The sequence below is a fragment of the Corticibacter populi genome (genome assembly GCF_004217315.1).
In the GTDB taxonomy this organism is placed as follows: Bacteria; Pseudomonadota; Gammaproteobacteria; order Burkholderiales; family Burkholderiaceae_C; genus Lampropedia; species Lampropedia populi.
In genome coordinates this window covers 267,185-286,712 of record NZ_SGWR01000004.1, presented here as the reverse complement: position 1 = coordinate 286,712, position 19,528 = coordinate 267,185, and the positions used below count along the sequence as shown (strand labels likewise).

Annotated in this window: 20 protein-coding genes; 16 read left to right on the top strand and 4 right to left on the bottom strand. The window is 66.3% G+C overall.

Annotated features, from left to right (window positions below; translation table 11 throughout):
- Window positions 1–80: 80 nt before the first annotated feature.
- Window positions 81–1,316, bottom strand: a complete 1,236-nt coding sequence (locus EV687_RS15380) for an MFS transporter (RefSeq protein ID WP_122229395.1) — start codon at window positions 1,314–1,316, stop codon at window positions 81–83.
- 484 nt (window positions 1,317–1,800) lie between these two features.
- On the opposite strand from EV687_RS15380, the gene EV687_RS15375 reads away from it, so the two are divergent.
- From EV687_RS15375 to aspS, 16 genes are all read left to right on the top strand, one after another.
- Window positions 1,801–2,421: a DUF2242 domain-containing protein gene (locus tag EV687_RS15375; RefSeq protein ID WP_165392835.1), complete on the top strand. Its 621-nt coding sequence runs from the start codon at window positions 1,801–1,803 to the stop codon at window positions 2,419–2,421.
- A 248-nt stretch (window positions 2,422–2,669) separates the two neighbouring features.
- Entirely contained in the window at window positions 2,670–4,193 is a 1,524-nt protein-coding gene (gene trpE, locus EV687_RS15370) for an anthranilate synthase component I (protein ID WP_122229399.1), read from the top strand.
- Window positions 4,190–4,531: a chorismate mutase gene (locus tag EV687_RS15365; protein ID WP_122229401.1), complete on the top strand. Its 342-nt coding sequence runs from the start codon at window positions 4,190–4,192 to the stop codon at window positions 4,529–4,531. The genes trpE and EV687_RS15365 overlap by 4 nt, the downstream gene beginning before the upstream one ends.
- Window positions 4,528–5,139, top strand: coding sequence for a hypothetical protein (locus tag EV687_RS15360; protein ID WP_122229403.1), 612 nt, complete (start codon window positions 4,528–4,530; stop codon window positions 5,137–5,139). Before EV687_RS15365 ends, EV687_RS15360 begins: the two co-directional genes overlap by 4 nt.
- Window positions 5,140–5,198: 59 nt before the next feature.
- On the top strand, window positions 5,199–5,783 hold the full coding sequence (locus EV687_RS15355; RefSeq protein ID WP_122229405.1) for an anthranilate synthase component II: 585 nt from the start codon (window positions 5,199–5,201) through the stop codon (window positions 5,781–5,783).
- A gap of 28 nt (window positions 5,784–5,811) precedes the next feature.
- Window positions 5,812–6,750, top strand: coding sequence for an MBL fold metallo-hydrolase (locus tag EV687_RS15350; protein ID WP_122229407.1), 939 nt, complete (start codon window positions 5,812–5,814; stop codon window positions 6,748–6,750).
- Between the two features lie 86 nt (window positions 6,751–6,836).
- A complete protein-coding gene (gene ubiE / locus EV687_RS15345; RefSeq protein WP_122229409.1) occupies window positions 6,837–7,568 on the top strand; it encodes a bifunctional demethylmenaquinone methyltransferase/2-methoxy-6-polyprenyl-1,4-benzoquinol methylase UbiE in 732 nt (243 codons plus the stop codon).
- Window positions 7,569–7,750: 182 nt separating this feature from the next.
- Window positions 7,751–8,689 (top strand): Tim44 domain-containing protein, encoded by a 939-nt coding sequence (locus EV687_RS15340; protein WP_122229411.1) that lies wholly within the window; start codon window positions 7,751–7,753, stop codon window positions 8,687–8,689.
- A gap of 109 nt (window positions 8,690–8,798) precedes the next feature.
- Entirely contained in the window at window positions 8,799–9,446 is a 648-nt protein-coding gene (locus EV687_RS15335; protein ID WP_122229413.1) for a hypothetical protein, read from the top strand.
- Window positions 9,447–9,470: 24 nt separating this feature from the next.
- Entirely contained in the window at window positions 9,471–11,039 is a 1,569-nt protein-coding gene (gene ubiB, locus EV687_RS15330; protein WP_122229415.1) for a ubiquinone biosynthesis regulatory protein kinase UbiB, read from the top strand.
- Between the two features lie 275 nt (window positions 11,040–11,314).
- Window positions 11,315–12,430 carry a polyamine ABC transporter substrate-binding protein gene (locus tag EV687_RS15325; protein WP_423201098.1) on the top strand — a complete coding sequence of 372 codons (1,116 nt, stop codon included), beginning with the start codon at window positions 11,315–11,317 and terminating at the stop codon, window positions 12,428–12,430.
- Window positions 12,431–12,481: 51 nt separating this feature from the next.
- Window positions 12,482–13,573: an ABC transporter ATP-binding protein gene (locus tag EV687_RS15320; RefSeq protein ID WP_122229419.1), complete on the top strand. Its 1,092-nt coding sequence runs from the start codon at window positions 12,482–12,484 to the stop codon at window positions 13,571–13,573.
- Between the two features lie 63 nt (window positions 13,574–13,636).
- Window positions 13,637–14,551: an ABC transporter permease gene (locus EV687_RS15315; RefSeq protein WP_122229421.1), complete on the top strand. Its 915-nt coding sequence runs from the start codon at window positions 13,637–13,639 to the stop codon at window positions 14,549–14,551.
- Entirely contained in the window at window positions 14,551–15,381 is an 831-nt protein-coding gene (locus EV687_RS15310) for an ABC transporter permease (protein ID WP_122229423.1), read from the top strand. The genes EV687_RS15315 and EV687_RS15310 overlap by 1 nt, the downstream gene beginning before the upstream one ends.
- 137 nt (window positions 15,382–15,518) lie before the next feature.
- The gene (locus EV687_RS15305) at window positions 15,519–15,848 is read left to right on the top strand and encodes an FmdB family zinc ribbon protein (protein WP_122229425.1); all 330 of its coding nucleotides are present in this window, start codon (window positions 15,519–15,521) and stop codon (window positions 15,846–15,848) included.
- Between the two features lie 97 nt (window positions 15,849–15,945).
- Window positions 15,946–17,742 carry an aspartate--tRNA ligase gene (gene aspS, locus EV687_RS15300; RefSeq protein ID WP_122229427.1) on the top strand — a complete coding sequence of 599 codons (1,797 nt, stop codon included), beginning with the start codon at window positions 15,946–15,948 and terminating at the stop codon, window positions 17,740–17,742.
- 233 nt (window positions 17,743–17,975) lie between these two features.
- Here the strand turns inward: aspS and rpmG are convergent, their stop codons facing one another.
- The 3 genes from rpmG to yghX all read right to left on the bottom strand — a co-directional run bounded on the left by rpmG (window position 17,976) and on the right by yghX (window position 19,498).
- Window positions 17,976–18,146 (bottom strand): 50S ribosomal protein L33, encoded by a 171-nt coding sequence (gene rpmG, locus EV687_RS15295; RefSeq protein ID WP_122229429.1) that lies wholly within the window; start codon window positions 18,144–18,146, stop codon window positions 17,976–17,978.
- Between the two features lie 25 nt (window positions 18,147–18,171).
- Window positions 18,172–18,405, bottom strand: coding sequence for a 50S ribosomal protein L28 (rpmB, locus tag EV687_RS15290; RefSeq protein ID WP_073354555.1), 234 nt, complete (start codon window positions 18,403–18,405; stop codon window positions 18,172–18,174).
- A gap of 205 nt (window positions 18,406–18,610) precedes the next feature.
- Entirely contained in the window at window positions 18,611–19,498 is an 888-nt protein-coding gene (yghX, locus tag EV687_RS15285; protein ID WP_122229431.1) for a YghX family hydrolase, read from the bottom strand.
- Between the last annotated feature and the right edge of the window lie 30 nt (window positions 19,499–19,528).

Sequence of the window (19,528 nt, the reverse complement as noted above, 5' to 3'; positions counted from 1 at the left end):
AGCGGCAGCGTCAGCGTCAGCGTCAGCGTCAGCGTCAGCAAGACTAACATCATATGCAGCGGCGTGCGGCGTCTCCGCATTCAGGCCTGTGGCACTCGCCGCAGGCCCGCCACCGCCGCGGCGCTGCCGATCAGGCTCAGTTGCACGGCCGCCAGACCCAGCCAGATGACCTGATGGTGCCCATGATCCATCACCCAGCCGAACACCAGCGGTGCCAGCGCCTGGCCGATGTCCAGCCCCGCATACACCACGCCATAGACGCGGCCGCTGGCATGCAGCGGCGTCGATTGCTTGACCAGCATGTCGCGCGAGGGCCCGGCCAGCCCGCTGACCAGACCCATCAGCACGAAGACCAACGGCACGCTGGCCGCCGGCAGCGGCGCCAGCGCCATGGCCACCGCAAACATGGCGGCCACCCCGAAGCCCGTGCCGACGATGCGCTCGGCCGGCCAGTCGCGCTGCACCAGGAAGCCGCCCGCCACCATCCCCACCGCCAGCGCCACCATGTAGAGCGTCACGCACAGGCCCAGCCAAGTCTGCGGCATGGCGTGCAGCCGCTCCGCCGCCGGCGCCGCAAAAGTCTGCACGACGCTGAGCACCACCGCGTAGAGAAAAAAGAACCCCATGCAGACCCACACCGCCGGCAGGCGCAGGAACGCCAGTGGCGCCTCGGCCGCAGCCAGAGCAGACGCGGCCGGCGCACGCGCCGGGGCCTCGGCCAACTCATCAGCCAACACCCCACGGCCCCTGCACGCCACCAGCAGGATGGCCACCACCACCCCGGCGGCCGCCAGCAAGGCCAGGCGCCAGCCCCAGAGTTGCGCCAGCGGCACCACCAGCGCCGGTGCCGCCGCCCAGCCCAGGCTGCCGGTGATGCCATGCACGCTGTAGGCATGGCCGAGCCGGGCCGGGCTGACCTTGCGATTGAGCAGCGTGAAATCGGCCGGGTGGAAGACGCCATTGCCCATGCCGGTGACGATGGCGGCCGCCACCAGCATCCAGAACGATTGTGCCAGGGCAAAACCCACGATGCCCAGCGCCATCAGCGCCATGCCGCCATACAGCACCGGACGGGCGCCATGACGGTCGACCACGAAGCCCGAGAGCGCCTGCACCACGCAGGAGACCACGAAGAACACCGTCAGCACCGAGCCCAGCGCGGCATACCCGATGCCGAATTCCCCGTGCAGCCAAGGCAGCAGCGGCGGCAGCACCAGCTGGCTGAAATGGCTGCTGGCATGCACCAGCCCGACCAGGCTGATGACCCGGGCATCACTGCGCAATGGGGCGCTTTCGGTCAGTGTGGAAGCGGACATGGACGTCGAGAACTCTCAAAACCTGTTTACAGGGAGCGGTGGGCACGGCGAAGACAGCGAGAACGGCAGATGGTCAATGCCGCGATCACAGCGCCGCGCTGCGAGGCAGGGTATTGTTCCAGAACACCGGCGCGTCGTCAGAACCTGCGGGCGACCTGCCTGACCTGCCTGACCTGCCTTTCCACCGTTGGCACGCAGGAAGCGGAGTATCGGGCCCGCTGCACACAAGAATCAAAATGCGTCTGGCCCACGGCACGCGCAGAGGCCCTGCCAGCACACCGCATTGGACTTTTTCTCACAACCGCTCATGCGGGAAACCTCTATGATGGAACCGGTTTCGAAAGAGGCAGTCCGAAGCAGCAACGCCCCCCGGCGTCCGCATCCGAACCAGAAACCACCGGACGACCTCCCTCCATCAACCCGAATCAACCAAGGGGCCCGGCAAGCGCCAGGCCCCGCCCATGTGAAGTTTGTCGTGCATACCATGCGTTCCCTGAGGCTTGCGCTTTACCCCATGGTGGCAGCCAGCGCCCTGCTGGCGGGCGGCTGCGCCACGCAACCGGGCGAGCCCGGTTCGTTCAACGTCGCCGAAACCGCCTTCGCCGATTCGAGTACTTTCTCGCGCAGTTATGAAAGCGGCCCCGAAGCGGCCTGCGAAGCGGCTCGGCGCGCCCTGCTCAGCCAGGCCTACCTGATCACGGCCGCCACGCCCACCACGGTGGCCGCACGCAAGCACTTCCAGCAAACCCGCGACCACCACTACGAGGTGGAATTCAACGTCACCTGCGTGTCCAACCCGGACCAGACCAGCTCGGTGTTCGTCAGCGCCGTGCAGCAGCTCTATGCGCTGCGCAAGACCAACTCCTCCGCGTCGCTGGGCGTGAGCGTGCTCGGCTCGCTGTCGGTGCCCATCAAGTCCGAGGATGACTCGCTGATCAAGGTCGGCAGCGTCACCCTCACCAAACCCAGCCTCTACAAACGCTTCTTCTCGCTGCTGGAGAGCTACCTGGCCGACAGCCCTGCCTCAGCCGCCGTGCCCCCCGGCCCGCCGCTGACCGAGGCGCTCAATCCCGGCGAGCCCGAAGTGCCGCTGGTAGCGCCTTGACAGGCCAGCCATTTGCTACACTAGCGCGCATGTTTATCCCCAGCGAATCGAGCGTCCCGCACGCAGGCAGCGCATGCCAGGAGGCTTGGCCCTGGCGCAAGCCGCCACGCTGACCGCCCTCCCGCGCGCCCCAACCCATGCGCGCACCCGCTTGCCCTTCGAGAGCCCGCCCGCCGCGGCTGCGAATGGCTCACCCCCGGATAAACCTGCGGGGCCGGCGCCGGCCCCGGGCCTCAGGAAAGCCCCTCGTGATCACCGAACCCGAATTCCAACGCCTCGCGCGTGAAGGCTACAACCGCATCCCCGTGATGGCCCAGGCCTTCGCCGACCTCGAAACCCCGCTCTCGCTCTACCTCAAGCTGGCCCATGCACAGGATGGCGGCAGGAACAGCTTCCTGCTCGAATCGGTGGTGGGCGGCGAGCGCTTCGGCCGCTACAGCTTCATCGGCCTGCCCGCGCGCACATGGCTGCGCGCCAGTGGCTTCGGCGCCGCCGCCCGCACCGAAATCGTCACCGATGGCGAGGTGGCCGAGACCCATGCGGGCAATCCGCTGGAGGTCATCGCCGCCTACCAGCGGCGTTTCAAGGTCGCGCTGCGCCCAGGCATGCCGCGCTTTGCCGGCGGCCTGGCCGGCTATTTCGGCTACGACACGGTGCGGCACATCGAGAAGAAGCTCGAACACAGCTGCCCGCCCGACGACCTGCACCTGCCCGACATCCTGCTGCTGCACACCGACGAAGTGGCGGTGATCGACAACCTCTCGGGTCGCCTGTACCTGCTGGTCTATGCCGACCCGGCCGCGCCGAACGCCCATGCACGCGCCTGCGAACGCCTGGACGAACTGCGCGAGCGGCTGCGCCAGCCGGTCGTCGCGCCCGCCATCCATCCCAGCGCCAGCCATGCTCCGGTGCGGCACTTCGCCAAGGCCGACTACCTGCAGTCGGTCGAGCGCGCCAAGGAGCTGATCTTCGCCGGCGATTTCATGCAGGTACAGGTCGGCCAGCGCATCGAGCGGCCTTTCACGCAAAGCCCGCTGTCGCTGTACCGCTCGCTGCGCACGCTCAACCCGAGCCCGTACATGTACTTCTACAACTTCAGCGGTGCGGACGAGGCCGGCAGCGACTTCCACGTGGTCGGCTCCAGCCCCGAGATCCTGGTACGGCAGGAACACACCCCGGCCGGCGAGAAGGTCACCATCCGGCCACTGGCCGGCACGCGCCCGCGCGGCGCCACGCCCGAGGCCGACAAGGCCGCCGAGGAAGAGCTGATCCATGACCCGAAGGAGCGCGCCGAGCACGTCATGCTGATCGACCTGGCACGCAACGACATCGGCCGCATCGCCGAGGTCGGCTCGGTCAAGGTCACCGAGGCCTTCGTGGTCGAGCGCTACAGCCACGTGATGCACATCGTCAGCAATGTCGAGGGCATCCTGCAGCCCGGCATGGACAGCATGGACGTGCTGCGCGCCACCTTCCCGGCCGGCACGCTCACCGGCGCCCCCAAGGTGCATGCCATGGAACTGATCGACCAGCTCGAACCCGTCAAGCGCGGCCTCTATGGCGGCGCCTGCGGCTACATCAGCTATGCCGGCGACATGGACGTGGCCATCGCCATCCGCACCGGCGTCATCAAGGGCCAGACCCTGTACGTGCAGGCCGCCGCCGGCGTGGTGGCCGACTCGGTGCCCGAGATGGAATGGCGCGAGACCGAGCACAAGGCCCGCGCGCTGCTGCGCGCGGCCGAACTCGTCGAGGAAGGATTCGAATCATGAGCAGCAGCAAGACCACCAAGGCCATCGAGAAGACCGCCCATTGCAGCAGCATGCAGGAGGTGCGCGCGCGCGTGGACGCGCTCGACGACATCCTGGTGCCGCTGCTGGTCGAGCGCGGCGGCTACATGACGCAGGCCGCCCGCATCAAGGCCAGCGAGAACCAGGTGCGCGACGAGAAACGCATCGAATTCATCGTCGCACGCGTGCGCGAACGCGCAGCCGCCGAAGGCGGCAACCCCGATGTCATCGAGGCCATCTACCGCAGCATGATGGAAGCCTACATTGCCTTCGAGCATGAGGAATTCGCCCGCCTGCGCGCCGGAGCAACCCAGACATGAGCCTCCCCGATCCCACCCAGGAGCACGCCATGCACCCGTATTCCCTCCCCCTCCATCGCGCCCATCGCCCCACGGGCCGCACAGCGGCCCTGGTGTTGGTCCTGACTGCCGCGCTCGCCGGCTGCCAGAGCGGCTCGGGTCCGGCCGAGCCGGATACCGGCACCGGTGCCACCACGGCAGCCGGTCCAGCTTCCGGGCAACAGACGCAGCAGGCACCGCGAAACGCCGTGCACAGCCCTGCCATCGACTGGGTCGCGCTGCAAAGCCATGTCGGCGCCTACCCGCACGACGTGCCCTACCTGCAGGAGGCAGGCCTGCGCGCACGCCTGCAGCAACTGCTGGGCACCGCCTACCCGGTGGCCCTGCTGAACCTGCAGGTGGCCGCGCCGCTGCAGGCCGAGCACGGCGTACTGTTTGTCACCGGCAACCGCGCCCACATGGGCGGCGAGGAGGCCGTGGCCATCGCCCTGGAGCCCGAATCGGACAGCATCCGCGTCTGGCTGCTGCACCAGGGCCAGCAACAGGTGTTCGAGGAGCCGCAGGCCGATTTCGCCTGGCCCACCGACATCCGCACGCTGATCACCAACACCAGCAGCCAGCCGCGCTGACCCCGGCCCAAAGCCGCCGCCACGGCATCGCCATCCATCGCCCAACCAGGAGAGCGCCCATGCGGGTCCTGATGATCGACAACTACGACAGCTTCACCTATAACATCGTGCAGTACTTCGGCGAGCTCGGTGCCGATGTCGAGGTCCATCGCAACGACGAGATCACGCTCGAACAGATCGAGACGCTCGCCCCCGATCGCCTGGTCATCTCGCCCGGCCCCTGCTCGCCGGCCGAGGCGGGCATCTCCATCGCGGCGATCCGCCACTTCGCCGGCCGCCTGCCGATCCTCGGCGTGTGCCTGGGCCACCAGAGCATCGGTGCGGCCTTCGGCGGCACCATCATCCGTGCGCAGGAGCTGATGCACGGCAAGACCAGCCGCATCACCACCATCCAGCAGGGCGTGTTTGCCAATCTGCCGCGCCAGTTCACCGTCAATCGCTACCATTCGCTGTCGATCGAACGCGCCAGCCTGCCCGAAGCGCTGGAGATCACCGCCTGGACCGACGATGGCGAGATCATGGGGGTGCGCCACCGGCACCTGCCCATCGAGGGCGTGCAGTTCCATCCGGAGAGCATCCTCACCGAGCATGGCCACGCCATGCTCAAGAACTTTCTGGAAGCCCCGGTGGCGCAACCCGCCTGAAGGCCGCCGTCTCCAAGCGCCTGCCCCCATGCCAGCCCATCCGCCCATCGTCTTCGAGCGCGGCTGGCTCTCGTCCAACAACATCCTGCTGCGCGGCCGCCACGGCAACGCGCTGATCGATACCGGCTACGCCAGCCACGCGGCGCAAACCTTGGCGCTGGTGCAGCAAGCCCTGCAGGAAGCGCCCCTGCACGCCATCGTCAACACCCACCTGCACAGCGACCACTGCGGCGGCAATCTGGCGCTGCAACAGCATTGGCCGGGTTGCGCCACACGGATTCCGGCCGCCAGCGCAGCGGCTGTCGCCGACTGGGACGAGACCGCGCTGAGTTTTGCCGCCACCGGTCAGCAATGCCCGCGCTTTGGCTTCACCGCCACGCTGCAGGGCGGCGATGAACTGCCGCTGGGCGATGCCCACTGGCAGGTGCATGCCGCACCGGGCCACGACCCGGACATGGTGGTGCTGTTCGAGCCCGCCTCGCGCACGCTCATCTCCGCCGATGCGCTGTGGCAGCACGGCTTTGGCGTGATCTTCCCCGAGCTCGACGGCGTGCAGGCCTTCGACGTCATGGCGGCCACGCTGGACGCCATCGAGCGCCTGCAGCCGCTGCACATCATCCCCGGCCATGGCGCGCCTTTCACCGAGGTCGCGGCCGCACTCGCCACCGCGCATCGCCGCCTGGACGCCTTCGCGCAAAACCCGGCCCGCCACGCCCACTACGCCGCCAAGGCCCTGCTCAAGTTCAAGCTGCTGGAGTGGCAGCGCATCCACCGCGACGCGCTTGGCCAATGGGTGGCGCAATTGCCCTACTTCGGGCGACTGCGGCTGTTGATGGGCGGAAATGCTGCTGCCGCGGCCGGTGGGGCCGCCACCGACCCCGATGGCTGGCTCGACGACCTGCTGGCCGACCTCGTGCGAAGCGGCGCGGCGCGGCGCGAGGACGGCGGCTGGATCTTCAACCAGTGACGCTACACCACAACCACACCGCCGCACGCCTGCCAGTCAGGTCCGGACACGGACAAGGCACGGACAAATCCCTTACCATTGGCCCCATGAGCACCACACACTTCGGCTACGAAACCGTTGACGAGCAGCAAAAGGCCGGCCGCGTGCGCCAGGTCTTCGATTCCGTCGCACCCAAATACGACCTGATGAACGACCTGATGTCGGCCGGGCTGCACCGCGCCTGGAAGGCCTATACCGTGCTGGTGGCCAACCTGCGCGAAGGGCAGAAGGCGCTGGACATCGCCGGCGGCACCGGCGACCTGGCGCTGGCCTTTGCCAAGAAAGTTGGCTCCGCCGGTACGGTGGTGCACACCGACATCAACGAAGCCATGCTGCGCACCGGGCGTGACCGCCTGCTCGACAAGGGCGTCATCCTCCCGACCACGGTATGCGACGCCGAGGCCCTGCCTTTTGCGGACAACTACTTCGATGTCGTCAGCGTGGCCTTCGGCCTGCGCAACATGACGCACAAGGAACGTGCGCTCGCCGAGATGCGGCGCGTCCTCAAACCCGGCGGGAAGCTGCTGGTGCTGGAGTTCTCCAAGGTCGCCAAGCCGCTGGAGAAGGCCTACGACTGGTACTCCTTCAGCGTGCTGCCGCGCCTCGGTCAGGCCATTGCCGGCGACGCCGACAGCTACCGCTATCTGGCCGAGTCGATCCGCATGCACCCCGGCCAGCAGGAACTCAAGGCGCTGATGCACCAAGCCGGCTTCGGGCATGTCGATTACCACAACCTAACCGCCGGCATTGCCGCGCTGCACGTCGGCATCAAGTGCTGATGACAGCTCCCGCCCCGTCCCGGCAACGCTGAGAACCCTGCCGGCGCGCTCTCACCAGGCACCCCCGCGGTGCCTTTTTGCTGGCCGCGTCATGTTTGCAAACTCGGCAATGGCAAGTGGTTTTTTGGCTTTTTGCACAATGGCCCCATCCTGCAAAACTACCCGGAGATAAAACCATGACGATGAAAAAGTGGAGCACGTTTTTTTCGGCGCTGTTCCTGATGTTCCTGATGTCCGTGCACGTTGACGCCGATGCCCGCCGCATGGGTGGCGGCAGCTCGATCGGCCGCCAGTCCAGCAATGTGACCCAGCGCCAGGCCACGCCGCCGGCCGCCAGCCAGCAGCGCGCCGGCGCCAACACGCAGGCGCGCCCACGCAGCCCGATGATGGGCCTGCTCGGCGGTCTCGCCGCGGGCCTGGGCCTGGCCTGGCTGGCCAGCGCCCTGGGCTTTGGCGAGGAATTCGGCACCCTGCTGATGGTGATCCTGCTGGGCCTGATCGCCATGACGGTGATCGGCTACTTCATGCGCTCGCGCCAACGCCTGGCGCCACAAGGCGCCGGCGCCTTCGGCGGCAACAGCGGCCAGGGCAATCAAGGCAGCCAGTTCCAGCGCTCGGCCAACTCCTACAACCCGCGCAATGTCGGCAATGACGCATCGGCCCGCCCCTTCGACCACGGCCACGCCGGTGGCTCGATGATCGGCTCGGCGCTGGCCGGCTCGCAAAGCTGGGGCGTACCGCAGGGCTTCGACACCAACGGGTTCCTCGATGCGGCCAAGCGCAACTTCGTGAGCCTGCAGAAGGCCTGGGACGAGGGCGACCTGGTGGCCCTGCGCGCCATGATGACCGATGAAATGCTCGCCGAGATCCGCCAGCAACTGGCCGAGCGCGATGCCCACAATGGCGGCCAGCCCAACCACACCGAAGTGATCACGCTCGATGCGCAGCTGCTGGGCATCGAGGAACTGGACGATGTCTACATGGCCAGCGTCGAGTTCTCCGGCATGATCCAGGAGAATGCCGCGGCCGGCCCGGCGCCGTTCCGCGAGGTCTGGAACATGACCAAGCCCAGGAACGGCGGCTCCGGCTGGCTGGTCGCAGGTCTGCAGGCCCTGCAATGAGGCTTGCGCCGGTCTGGGGCGGGGTCGGGCAAGCCAATGCGCTGACCTCCTACAGTACACCAAGGCCTTAATCGCAGGCCCGGCCAAAAATTCAAGGACAATGGGGACTATGGCAACACAGTCCCCTTTTTCCTTTCTGCGCAACGCCCTGGCCGAACTGGGCAAGACGCTGTCGCCGCCTCAATGGCTGGTGCATGAAGTCCAGCACCGCATGGTGCTGCTGGTCAACCACGTGCTGCAGCAGGAGCCGGAGGCCATGCGCCGTCTGGCCACGCAGCAGGGCAAGTCGGTCTACGTGAGCTGGCGCCAGTTCCACCTGCAGGTGCGCCTGACGCCCGCTGGTCTGTTGGATCTGGACGAGAACCATGGCGCCAATGACCTGCTGCTGGAGATCGCCGAGAAATCGGTGACGCAACTGGCCAAGACCGCCATGCAGGGCGAGAAACCTCCCATCCGCATCGCAGGCGACGTGCATCTGGCCAGCGAGCTCAACTGGGTCATCGACAACGTGCGCTGGGATCTGGAGGAAGACCTCGCGCGCCTGATCGGTGACGTGCCTGCGCACAAGGTGGCGCAGGTGGCCCGCAAGGTGGCCAACGAACTGCGCCGCTTCGTGCAGTCGGCAACCAGCGCCGCCTCCGGGCTGGCCCGCAAGCCGGACCAGCCCGGCAGCGATTCCCAGGGCGGTGGCCCTGCTGCTGCGCCGGCAGCTTCCTCCGAGCCGCCGCGCCCGAACCATCCGCACGATGCACCCTGAGGTGCGAGCCGAGCCCCGTCTGCCATGAAGAACATTCTGCGCGGCATCGCCATTCTGTGGGTGGTGTTCCGCTACGGTCTCGACGAACTGGTGCTGACCAGCTTCCGCCATCGCGGCGTGGCGGCGCTGGCGCGCCTGCTCTCGGTCGGGCGCGACCTCTCTGCGCCGCGCGGCGTGCGGCTGCGCGAGGCACTCGAGCGCCTCGGACCGATCTTCGTGAAGTTCGGCCAGGTGCTCTCGACCCGGCGCGACCTGCTGCCGCCGGACATTGCCGACGAGCTCGCGCGCCTGCAGGATCAGGTGCCGCCTTTCGACTCGGCCGTGGCGGTGGCCATCATCGAGCGGGCCTTCCGACGCCCCATCGACACCGTCTTCACCCGCTTCGACCGCGAGCCGGTCGCCAGCGCCTCGATCGCGCAGGTGCATTTCGCCGCGCTGGTCGACAAGCACGGCCAGCACCACGAGGTGGCCGTCAAGGTGCTGCGGCCAGGCATGCTCGGCGTGATCGAGAAGGACCTGGCGCTGATGCACATGATGGCCGGCTGGCTCGAGCGCGCCTCGGCCGAGGGCAAGCGCCTCAAGCCGCGCGAGGTGGTCGGCGAATTCGACACCTACCTGCACGACGAGCTGGACCTGATGCGCGAGGCCGCCAACGCCGCGCAGCTGCGCCGCAACATGGAGGGCCTGGACCTGGTGCTGATCCCGGAGGTGTTCTGGGATTTCTGCCACACCGAGGTGATGGTGATGCAGCGCATGAACGGCATCCCCATCAACCAGATCGAGCGGCTGCGCGAGCAGGGCGTGGACCTGGGCCAGCTTGCCCGCGACGGCGTGACGATCTTCTTCACGCAGGTGTTCCGCGACGGCTTCTTCCACGGCGACATGCACCCGGGCAACATACAGGTGAGCGTGGAGCCACGCAGCTTCGGGCGCTTCATCTCGCTGGATTTCGGCATCGTCGGCTCCCTGACCGATTTCGACAAGGAATACCTGGCGCAGAATTTCACCGCCTTCTTCCGCCGTGACTACAAGCGCATTGCCGAGTTGCACGTCGAGAGCGGCTGGGTGCCGGCCGACACCCGGGTGGCCGAGCTGGAGGCGGCCATCCGCACGGTCTGCGAGCCGTACTTCGACCGCCCGCTCAAGGAGATCTCGCTGGGCATGGTGCTGATGCGCCTGTTCCAGACCTCGCGGCGCTTCCAGGTGGAGATCCAGCCACAGCTGGTGCTGCTGCAAAAGACCCTGCTCAACATCGAGGGCCTGGGCCGCCAGCTCGACCCCAACCTCGATCTCTGGAGCACGGCCAAGCCCTTCCTCGAGAAATGGATGAACCAGCAGACCGGGCCGCGGCGATTCCTCGAGGAATTGCGCAACGAGGCGCCGCGCTATGCACAGATCTTCCCCGCCCTGCCCCGGCTGTTGCAAGGGTTTCTGGCGCAGCAGGGCAAGGACCATGGCGCCGAACTCAAGCGCATCATCGAGGAACAAAAGCGCACCAACCGCATCCTCCACGCGCTGGTCTACGTGGGCATCGGCTTTGTCCTGGGCGTCATCGCACTGCAGTTGTACCTGCGCTGGCGGATCTTCGGCTGACAGCGGCCTGCGTCGGGCCGCCCGACTCTCGCCGCGGAGTGGCCCGCACGCCCTGCACGATGGGCCATGACATGCACGCTTGTGGTGCCTGCACCGCCTCCCGCGCCGTGCCACTGTCGCGCAGCCGCGATTTCTCCTGATTTTCTATGCCCTATTGGCCTCTGGAGGCCTTGCGCTATGGATAATCGGCGCACATCGTTTTTCCCCACTGATCGGAGGTCCGGCTTATGCAATGGCGTTTGGCACATTCCTTGGCGCATCCCCTGGCTCAGCGCTTGTCTCAACGTTTGTATGCCGCGTCCACGGTGCTGCTGCTAGCCACCGGCCTGGGCGCGCAGGCGGCACACGCCCAGGAGCCGCCGGTGCTCAACATCTACAACTGGGGCGACTACATTGCCGACGACACCATTGCCAATTTCGAAAAGGAAACCGGCATCAAAGTGCGCTACGACAATTTCGACAGCAACGAAGCCCTGCACGCCAAGCTGGTGGCGGGCATGTCGGGCTACGACATCGTGGTGCCGGGCTCGCACTTCGCCAAGCTGCAGATCCAGGGCGGCCTGCTGCAGAAACTCGACAAGTCCAAGATCCCCAACCTGAAGAACCTCGATCCGGCCATCCAGGCGCAACTGGCCAAGGTCGATCCCGGCAACGAACACCTGGTGGACTGGATGTGGGGCTATACCACCGTGGGCATCAACACCGATGAGGTGAAAAAGGCCCTGGGCGAGACGCCGCTGCCGGACAACGCCTGGGATCTGGTGTTCAACCCCGACTATGCGTCCAAGCTCAAGAACTGCGGCATCTCCTACCTGGATACCGCATCCGAGATCATTCCGATCGCGCTCAAGTACATTGGCAAGGACCCACGCAGCACCGATGCGGCCGACTACGCCGAAGTGGCCAAGATGCTCAAGGCCGTGCGTCCCCATGTGACCCGCTTTGCCGGCTCCGGCTCGGACTACATCGACCAGATGGCGCGCGGCCAGCTCTGCGCCGTGATCGGCTGGTCGGGCGACATCATGATCGCCAAGGACAAGTCCGCAGAGACGCCGACGCCGCAGAACCTGGAAGTGCTGCTGCCCAAGATGGGCGGCCTGCTGTTCTTCGACACCATGGCCATCCCCAAGGATGCCAAGCATGTCGACAACGCCCACAAGTGGATCAACTACATCCTCGAACCCAAGGTCAGTGCCGAGTTGACCAACGCGGTGTTCTACGCCAACCCGAACAAGGAATCGCTGCCCTACGTCAACCCGGCACTGGCCGGCGACAAGGCGGTGTTCCCCGACGCCGAAGCACTGGCGAGCATGATTGCGCCGGACACCCCCGACCAGGCCACGCTGCGCCTGATCACCCGCACTTTCACCAACTTCAAGGCCAACCGCTGAGCGGCCGAGAGCGTCCCAGAGACCGTCCGAGACCGCAGGCTGGCCACGGTGATGAACACCCAAGCATTTTTGAAGATCGACGCGATCACCAAGGAATTCGGTGATTTCCGTGCCGTCAACCAGGTGGGCCTGGAAGTGGCCAAGGGCGAGATCTTCGCCCTGCTGGGCTCGTCCGGCTCCGGCAAGAGCACCTTGCTGCGCATGCTCGCCGGCTTCGAGCGCCCCAGCTCCGGCCGGGTGTGGCTCGACGGCCAGGACCTGACCGATGTGCCGCCCTACGAGCGGCCGGTCAACATGATGTTCCAGAGCTACGCGCTGTTCCCGCACCTGAACGTCTGGGACAACATCGCCTTCGGCCTGCGGCGCGAGAAGCTGCCGCGCGAGCAGGTGGCCGAGCGGGTCGAGGCCATGCTGCGGCTGGTGCAACTGCAGGAGCTGGCCAGGCGCAAGCCGCACCAGCTCTCGGGCGGCCAGCAGCAGCGCGTGGCGCTGGCGCGCAGCCTGGCCAAGCGCCCGCAACTGCTGCTGCTCGACGAGCCGCTGGGCGCGCTCGACAAGAAGCTGCGCGAGCAGACCCAGATCGAGCTCGTCAACATCATCGGGCAGATCGGCGTGACCTGCGTGCTGGTCACGCACGACCAGGAAGAAGCGATGATGATGGCCTCGCGCATCGCGGTGATGAGCCAGGGCGCGCTGCTGCAGGTGGGGCCGCCCGCGCAGGTCTACGAGAACCCTGGCTCGCGCTTCGTGGCCGATTTCGTCGGCAACGTCAACCTGATGGACGGCAAGCTGGCAGAGGGCTCGTCCGGCCAGTGGGAGGTGCATTGCGCCGACATGGTGCATGTGCTGGCGCAACCGCCACAGGCCCATGCCGGCGAGCAGGTAACGGTGGCGGTGCGCCCGGAGAAGATCGACCTGGACCGCCTGCCGCTCGACCCCGCGCAGGGCAACCAGACGCTGGGCACGGTGAGCGCCTACTCCTACTTTGGCGACAGCACCATGTTCCACCTGCGCCTGCCCAGCGGCAGCACCATGAAAGTGAGCGTGGAAAATGACGAGCGCCAGGGCTGCATCGACTATGCCATCGGCGACCAGGTGCGTGCCGTCTGGCCGGCCGGGGCACAGATCGTGCTTACCCGCTGAGCGTCAACCCTGCCCCACGGCCATTCCCATGACACGCACCGATTTGCCCACGGAGGTGACGCGATGAAGCACTGGGGGCGAAGCCTGGTGACCGGGCTGCCGCTGCTGTGGCTGCTGCTGTTTTTCCTCATGCCTTTCGTGCTGGTGCTGCAGATCAGCCTGCAGCAGTTCGACGGCGTGCGGCTGGAGCCGCTCGTCGCCCAGGTCGATGGCCGGTGGCAGTGGAGCGGCCAATGGAGCACCTACCTGCTCCTGCTGCAGGACGACCTGTACATCTCCTCCTACCTGCGCTCGGCCTGGTACGCGCTGCTGACCACACTGCTGTGCCTGCTGCTGGGCTATCCGTTCGCGTACTTCATGGCCCGCGCGCGCAGCAGCCTGCAGCCCCTGCTGCTGATGGGGGTGATGCTGCCGTTCTGGACCAGCTTCCTGCTGCGCGTCTACGCCTGGAAGGGCCTGCTGGACGCCCGGACCGGCTGGATCGGCCAGTTCCTGGTGGAGTCGGGCATCAGCCGCTGGCTGGCCCAGTGGGGCTTGGTCAATTCGCCCACCGAGCTGCTCTACAGCCCCTTCTCGCTGATGCTGGGCATGGTCTACACCTACCTGCCATTCATGGTGCTGCCGCTCTACGCCACCCTCTCGAAGATGGACGGGCGCCTGCTCGAAGCCGCGCAGGATCTGGGCGCCACGCCGTGGCAATCGTTCTGGCGCGTGACGGTGCCGATGTCGCGCAGCGGCATCATGGCCGGCGCCATGCTGGTGTTCATTCCATGCGTGGGCGAATACGTGATTCCGGAACTGCTGGGCGGGCCCAACACCCTGATGATCGGCCGCGTGCTGTGGGACGAGTTCTTTGCCAGCAACGACTGGCCCATGGCCAGCACGGTGGCCGTCATCATGATGCTGCTGATCCTGATCCCGCTGGCGCTGTTCAACTACAGCCAGGATCGGGCCGAACTGCGGGAAGGGAGACGCTGATGCAGGCCGGAGGCGGAGAGAAGGCGCTGGGGCGGCTGTGGCTGCTGCTGGTGTTCGCGTTCCTGTATCTGCCCATCGTGGCGCTGGTGGTGTTCAGCTTCACCGATTCGCCGGTGCCCAATGTCTGGGCCGGCTTCAGCCTGCGCTGGTACGAGAAGCTCTGGGCCGATACCGACCTGCAGCGGGGCCTGCTGCGCTCGCTGCAGCTCGCCGCCTGCTCGGCCACTGCCGCGACGATACTGGGCACGCTGGCGGCCGTGTCGCTGCACCACATGCGCCGGCACCTCGGGCGTTCGTTCTATTCGGCGCTGCTGCGGGCGCCGCTGGTCATGCCGGAAGTGCTGGTGGGCCTGTCCCTGCTGCTGCTGCTGGTATCGCTGCAGCGCGCCTTCGGCTACCCCGAGCGCGGCCTGCTGACCATCTGGATCGGCCATGTGCTCATCGGCCTGGCCTATGCCACCGTGGTCATCGTTGCGCGCCTGCGCGACCTCAACCCGCAACTGGAAGAAGCCGCGCAGGACCTGGGCGCCCGGCCCGCGCAAGTGTTCTTTCTGGTGACGCTGCCCAACATCGGCCAGGCGCTGATGGCCGCCTGGCTGCTGACCTTCACCCTCTCGCTGGACGACGTGGTGATCGCCGCCTTCCTCTCCGGGCCGGGCTCGACCACCATGCCGCTGATGATCTTCTCGCGTGCCCGCCTGGGGCTGGACCCCACCGTCAACGCCCTGGCCACCGTGGTGATCGTCGTGGTGGCGGTGTTCGTTACCGTGGCCAGCTATATGATGGCCGCGCGCGAGCGGCGCCGACGCGCCGAGCAGGCGCGGGGTTGAGAAGCTCGCCTGTGAGCCCCTGTCCCGTCACACGGTCACTGGTCGGTGCGGCCAGAGGGCGGTCCGAGCGGTGCCAGAGCCACGGCACTCTATAATTGCCAGTTTTCCCGCGTTTTTCTCTGTGTGACAGGTTCGTCATGCCCATCTACGCTTATCTGTGCAACGACTGCGGCTTCCGCAAGGACGTCCTGCAAAAAATCTCCGACGCTCCGCTGACGGTTTGCCCCGCCTGTGCTGCCAGCACCTTTGCCAAACAGCTCTCGGCCCCGAGCTTCCAGCTCAAGGGCACGGGCTGGTATGCCACCGACTTCAAGAACAGCGGCAGCAAGCCCGGCGCGCCGGTCGCCAGCAGCAGCGGCGGTGGCGATGACAAAGGTGCATCGAGCGGCGCTGCGGCACCTGCAGCCAGCGAGGCTGCCAGCAGCACCGGAACTGGCGAAAAGACCGGCAGCGCGGCTGCAACCTGAGCCACTCACCGTCCCAGCCCCACACCACTCACTTCATCGCCGCCAGCCACCGGCGGCAGACAATGCGGCTCTCCAAAGCCAGAAACGGACCAACCAAATGGCAATGCGCACCGAATACTGTGGCCTGGTCACAGAAGCCCTGACCGGCCAGACCGTCACCCTGTGCGGCTGGGTCAACCGCCGCCGCGACCATGGCGGCGTGATCTTCATCGACCTGCGCGACCGCGAAGGCTATGTGCAGGTGGTCTGCGACCCCGACCGCCCCGAGATGTTCGCCACGGCCGAGACCATCCGCAACGAGTTCTGCCTGCAGATCAAGGGCCTGGTGCGCGCACGCCCCGAAGGCACCACCAACGACAGTCTCACCAGCGGCAAGATCGAGGTGCTGTGCCATGAGCTCGTCGTCCTCAACCCGTCTGTGACGCCGCCGTTCCAGCTCGACGACGACAACCTGTCGGAGACCGTGCGCCTCACGAACCGCGTGCTGGACCTGCGCCGTCCCTACATGCAGAAGAACCTGATGCTGCGCTACAAGGTCTCCATCCAGGTGCGCAACTACCTCGACTCGCAGGGCTTCGTCGACATCGAGACGCCGATGCTGGGCAAGAGCACGCCCGAAGGCGCGCGCGACTATCTGGTTCCCAGCCGCGTGCACGACGGCCAGTTCTACGCGCTGCCGCAGTCGCCCCAGCTCTACAAGCAGATGCTGATGGTGGCCGGCTACGACCGCTACTACCAGATCACCAAGTGCTTCCGCGACGAGGACCTGCGCGCCGACCGCCAGCCCGAGTTCACGCAGATCGACTGCGAAACCTCGTTCCTGAACGAGGAGGAAATCCGCGCCATCTTCGAGGACATGATCGTGCAGGTCTTCAAGACGCAGCTCGACGTCGAGCTCGGCGCCTTCCCGACCATGACCTACCAGGAAGCGGCGTTCCGCTTCGGTTCCGACAAGCCCGACCTGCGCGTCAAGCTCGAGTTCACCGAGCTGACCGAGGTGATGAAGGACGTGGACTTCAAGGTCTTCTCGACCCCAGCCACCACCAAGGGCGGCCGCGTGGTGGCGTTGCGCGTGCCCGGCGGCGCCGCGATCAGCCGTGGCGACATCGACCACTACACCGAATTCGTCAAGATCTACGGCGCGAAGGGCCTGGCCTGGATCAAGGTCAATGAAGTGGCCAAGGGCCGCGATGGCCTGCAGTCACCCATCGTCAAGAACCTGCACGACGCGGCCATTGCCGAGATCCTCACGCGCACCGGCGCGCAGGATGGCGACCTGCTCTTCTTCGGCGCCGACAAGGAAAAGATCGTCAACGACGCCATCGGCGCGCTGCGCCTGAAGATCGGGCACAGCGAATTCGGCAAGAGCCATGGCCTGTTCGAAAACCGCTGGGCGCCGCTGTGGGTGGTGGACTTCCCGATGTTCGAGTACGACGACGAAAACGACCGCTGGGCCGCCGTGCACCACCCCTTCACCGCCCCCAAGGACGGCCACGAGGAGCTGATGGTCACCGACCCGGGCCGTTGCCTGGCCAAGGCCTACGACATGGTGCTCAACGGCTGGGAACTCGGCGGCGGCTCGGTGCGTATCCACCGCGCCGACGTGCAGAGCAAGGTGTTCGATGCGCTCAAGATCAGCCCCGAGGATGCCCGCGCCAAGTTCGGCTACCTGCTCGACGCGCTGCAGTATGGCGCCCCCCCGCATGGCGGCCTGGCCTTCGGGCTCGACCGGCTGATCACGCTGATGACCGGTGCCGACTCGATCCGCGACGTGATCGCCTTCCCCAAAACCCAGCGCGCCCAGGACCTGCTCACGCAAGCCCCTTCGCCGGTGGACGAAAAGCAGTTGCGCGAGCTGCACATCCGCCTGCGCAACCCGCTGCCGGCCGAGTAAACGACGGGGCGGCAGAGGACTAGGCCCCTTCCTTTCTCGCCCTCGAAAAGGCACTCGTTTGCGCGGGTGCCTTTTTCATTTTTCATGGCTGGCCAGGCAGTCTTGGCCGAACGCCTGCGCCAGCCAGGATTGGCGCACCAACGAACCGGCAAACCGGCAACAGGCAGCAAAAAGGCCAGCGCAACGGCTGGCCTTTTTGTTTTCACCGCACCTCGCAGGGCGCGGGACTGGACTCACTTGAGCTTGACTTCCTTGTACTCGACGTGCTTGCGAGCCTTGGGGTCGAACTTCGAGAACGACAGCTTGTCGGGTGTCGTCTTCTTGTTCTTGCTGGTGGTGTAGAAGTGCCCGGTGCCAGCAGTGGATTCGAGCTTGATCTTTTCGCGGCCGCCTTTGGATGCCATGGTAATTACTCCTTACTGTGCAGAATCAGGCTTGGCCACGTGCGCGCAGGTCGGCGAGCACAGCCTCGATGCCATTCTTGTCGATCAAACGCAGAGCTGCGCTGGAGACGCGCAGGCGCACCCAGCGGTTTTCGCTCTCGACCCAGAAGCGCTTGTACTGCAGGTTCGGCAGAAAGCGGCGCTTGGTCTTGTTGTTGGCGTGGGAGACGTTGTTACCCACTTGCGGGCGCTTGCCCGTGACATCACATACGCGTGCCATGTTGAGATTTCCCTTTATTTGCGGCCGCAGGCAGGTGCTGTTCGCATGCCTTCTCGAGCGGCCTCACCTCGCCAGATAGGGTTGGCGGTATCCCCTGCCACCCCATCTGCAAAGCTGACTCTGCAAGCAAGGCGGCAAAACCGGAAAACCGCGCATTGTATGGTTTTCCTGATCGCCTGTAAATACCGGCTTCGAAAGCCTGGCATCAGGCCAGATGGCGATCAAACCAATCCAGCGTTCGCTGCCATGCCAGCTTGGCGGCGGCCTCGTCGTAGCGCGGCGTCGAATCATTGTGGAAGCCATGGTTGGTGCCCGGGTAGATGTATGCCTCGTAGGTCTTGCCGGCGGCCTTGAGCGCCGCCTCGTAGGCCGGCCAGCTGGCGTTGACGTTGGGGTCGGTCTCGGCGAAGTGGAACAGCACGGGCGCCTGGATGCGGGGCACGTCCCCGGGGCTGGCCTGGCGGCCATAGAACGGCACGGCCGCAGCCAGTTCCGGGTAGGCCACCGATGCCGCGTTGCAAACGCCGCCGCCATAGCAGAAGCCGGTGATGCCGACCTTGCCAGTCGTCAGCGTACTGGCCCGCAGGTATTCGATGGCGGCGAAGAAATCATTCATCAGCTTCTCAGGATCCACCGTCTGCTGCAGCTCGCGTCCCTTGTCGTCATTGCCGGGATAGCCGCCCACCGAGCTGAGCCCGTCCGGCGCCAGCGCCACGAAACCGGCCTTGGCCACACGCCGCGCGACATCCTCGATATAGGGATTGAGGCCGCGGTTCTCGTGCACCACCACCACACCCGGCACCGGTCCGCTGGCCCCGGCGGGCCGCACCAGATAGGCGCGCACCTGGCCATGGCCCTGGGGCGATGGATACTGGATGTACTCGGGCACGATGCCCGGGTCGGTGAATTCGACCTGATTGGCCAGCGCGTAGTTGGGGCTCAGCGCGGCCAGAATCGCGGCCGCGCTGGTGCCGGCCACGGCATACAGGCCGGCACGGTCGAGAAATTCGCGCCGGCTGATGCGCCCATGCACATAGAAGTCGTAGAGCTCCAGCAGTTCCTGGGGGAAGTCTTTGGCGGTCAGGCGGGTCATCGGCGGCCTCCTTGCGGGTCACGGAAGAGG

What these genes read in the sequence shown, in the direction of transcription:
- EV687_RS15380 (WP_122229395.1), bottom strand. Translation starts at nt 1,316, where the DNA reads ATGTCCGCTTCCACACTGACCGAAAGCGCCCCATTGCGCAGTGATGCC.
- EV687_RS15375 (WP_165392835.1), top strand. Translation starts at nt 1,801, where the DNA reads ATGCGTTCCCTGAGGCTTGCGCTTTACCCCATGGTGGCAGCCAGCGCC.
- EV687_RS15365 (WP_122229401.1), top strand. Translation starts at nt 4,190, where the DNA reads ATGAGCAGCAGCAAGACCACCAAGGCCATCGAGAAGACCGCCCATTGC.
- EV687_RS15360 (WP_122229403.1), top strand. Translation starts at nt 4,528, where the DNA reads ATGAGCCTCCCCGATCCCACCCAGGAGCACGCCATGCACCCGTATTCC.
- EV687_RS15355 (WP_122229405.1), top strand. Translation starts at nt 5,199, where the DNA reads ATGCGGGTCCTGATGATCGACAACTACGACAGCTTCACCTATAACATC.
- EV687_RS15350 (WP_122229407.1), top strand. Translation starts at nt 5,812, where the DNA reads ATGCCAGCCCATCCGCCCATCGTCTTCGAGCGCGGCTGGCTCTCGTCC.
- ubiE (WP_122229409.1), top strand. Translation starts at nt 6,837, where the DNA reads ATGAGCACCACACACTTCGGCTACGAAACCGTTGACGAGCAGCAAAAG.
- EV687_RS15340 (WP_122229411.1), top strand. Translation starts at nt 7,751, where the DNA reads ATGAAAAAGTGGAGCACGTTTTTTTCGGCGCTGTTCCTGATGTTCCTG.
- EV687_RS15335 (WP_122229413.1), top strand. Translation starts at nt 8,799, where the DNA reads ATGGCAACACAGTCCCCTTTTTCCTTTCTGCGCAACGCCCTGGCCGAA.
- ubiB (WP_122229415.1), top strand. Translation starts at nt 9,471, where the DNA reads ATGAAGAACATTCTGCGCGGCATCGCCATTCTGTGGGTGGTGTTCCGC.
- EV687_RS15320 (WP_122229419.1), top strand. Translation starts at nt 12,482, where the DNA reads ATGAACACCCAAGCATTTTTGAAGATCGACGCGATCACCAAGGAATTC.
- EV687_RS15315 (WP_122229421.1), top strand. Translation starts at nt 13,637, where the DNA reads ATGAAGCACTGGGGGCGAAGCCTGGTGACCGGGCTGCCGCTGCTGTGG.
- EV687_RS15310 (WP_122229423.1), top strand. Translation starts at nt 14,551, where the DNA reads ATGCAGGCCGGAGGCGGAGAGAAGGCGCTGGGGCGGCTGTGGCTGCTG.
- EV687_RS15305 (WP_122229425.1), top strand. Translation starts at nt 15,519, where the DNA reads ATGCCCATCTACGCTTATCTGTGCAACGACTGCGGCTTCCGCAAGGAC.
- aspS (WP_122229427.1), top strand. Translation starts at nt 15,946, where the DNA reads ATGGCAATGCGCACCGAATACTGTGGCCTGGTCACAGAAGCCCTGACC.
- rpmG (WP_122229429.1), bottom strand. Translation starts at nt 18,146, where the DNA reads ATGGCATCCAAAGGCGGCCGCGAAAAGATCAAGCTCGAATCCACTGCT.
- rpmB (WP_073354555.1), bottom strand. Translation starts at nt 18,405, where the DNA reads ATGGCACGCGTATGTGATGTCACGGGCAAGCGCCCGCAAGTGGGTAAC.
- yghX (WP_122229431.1), bottom strand. Translation starts at nt 19,498, where the DNA reads ATGACCCGCCTGACCGCCAAAGACTTCCCCCAGGAACTGCTGGAGCTC.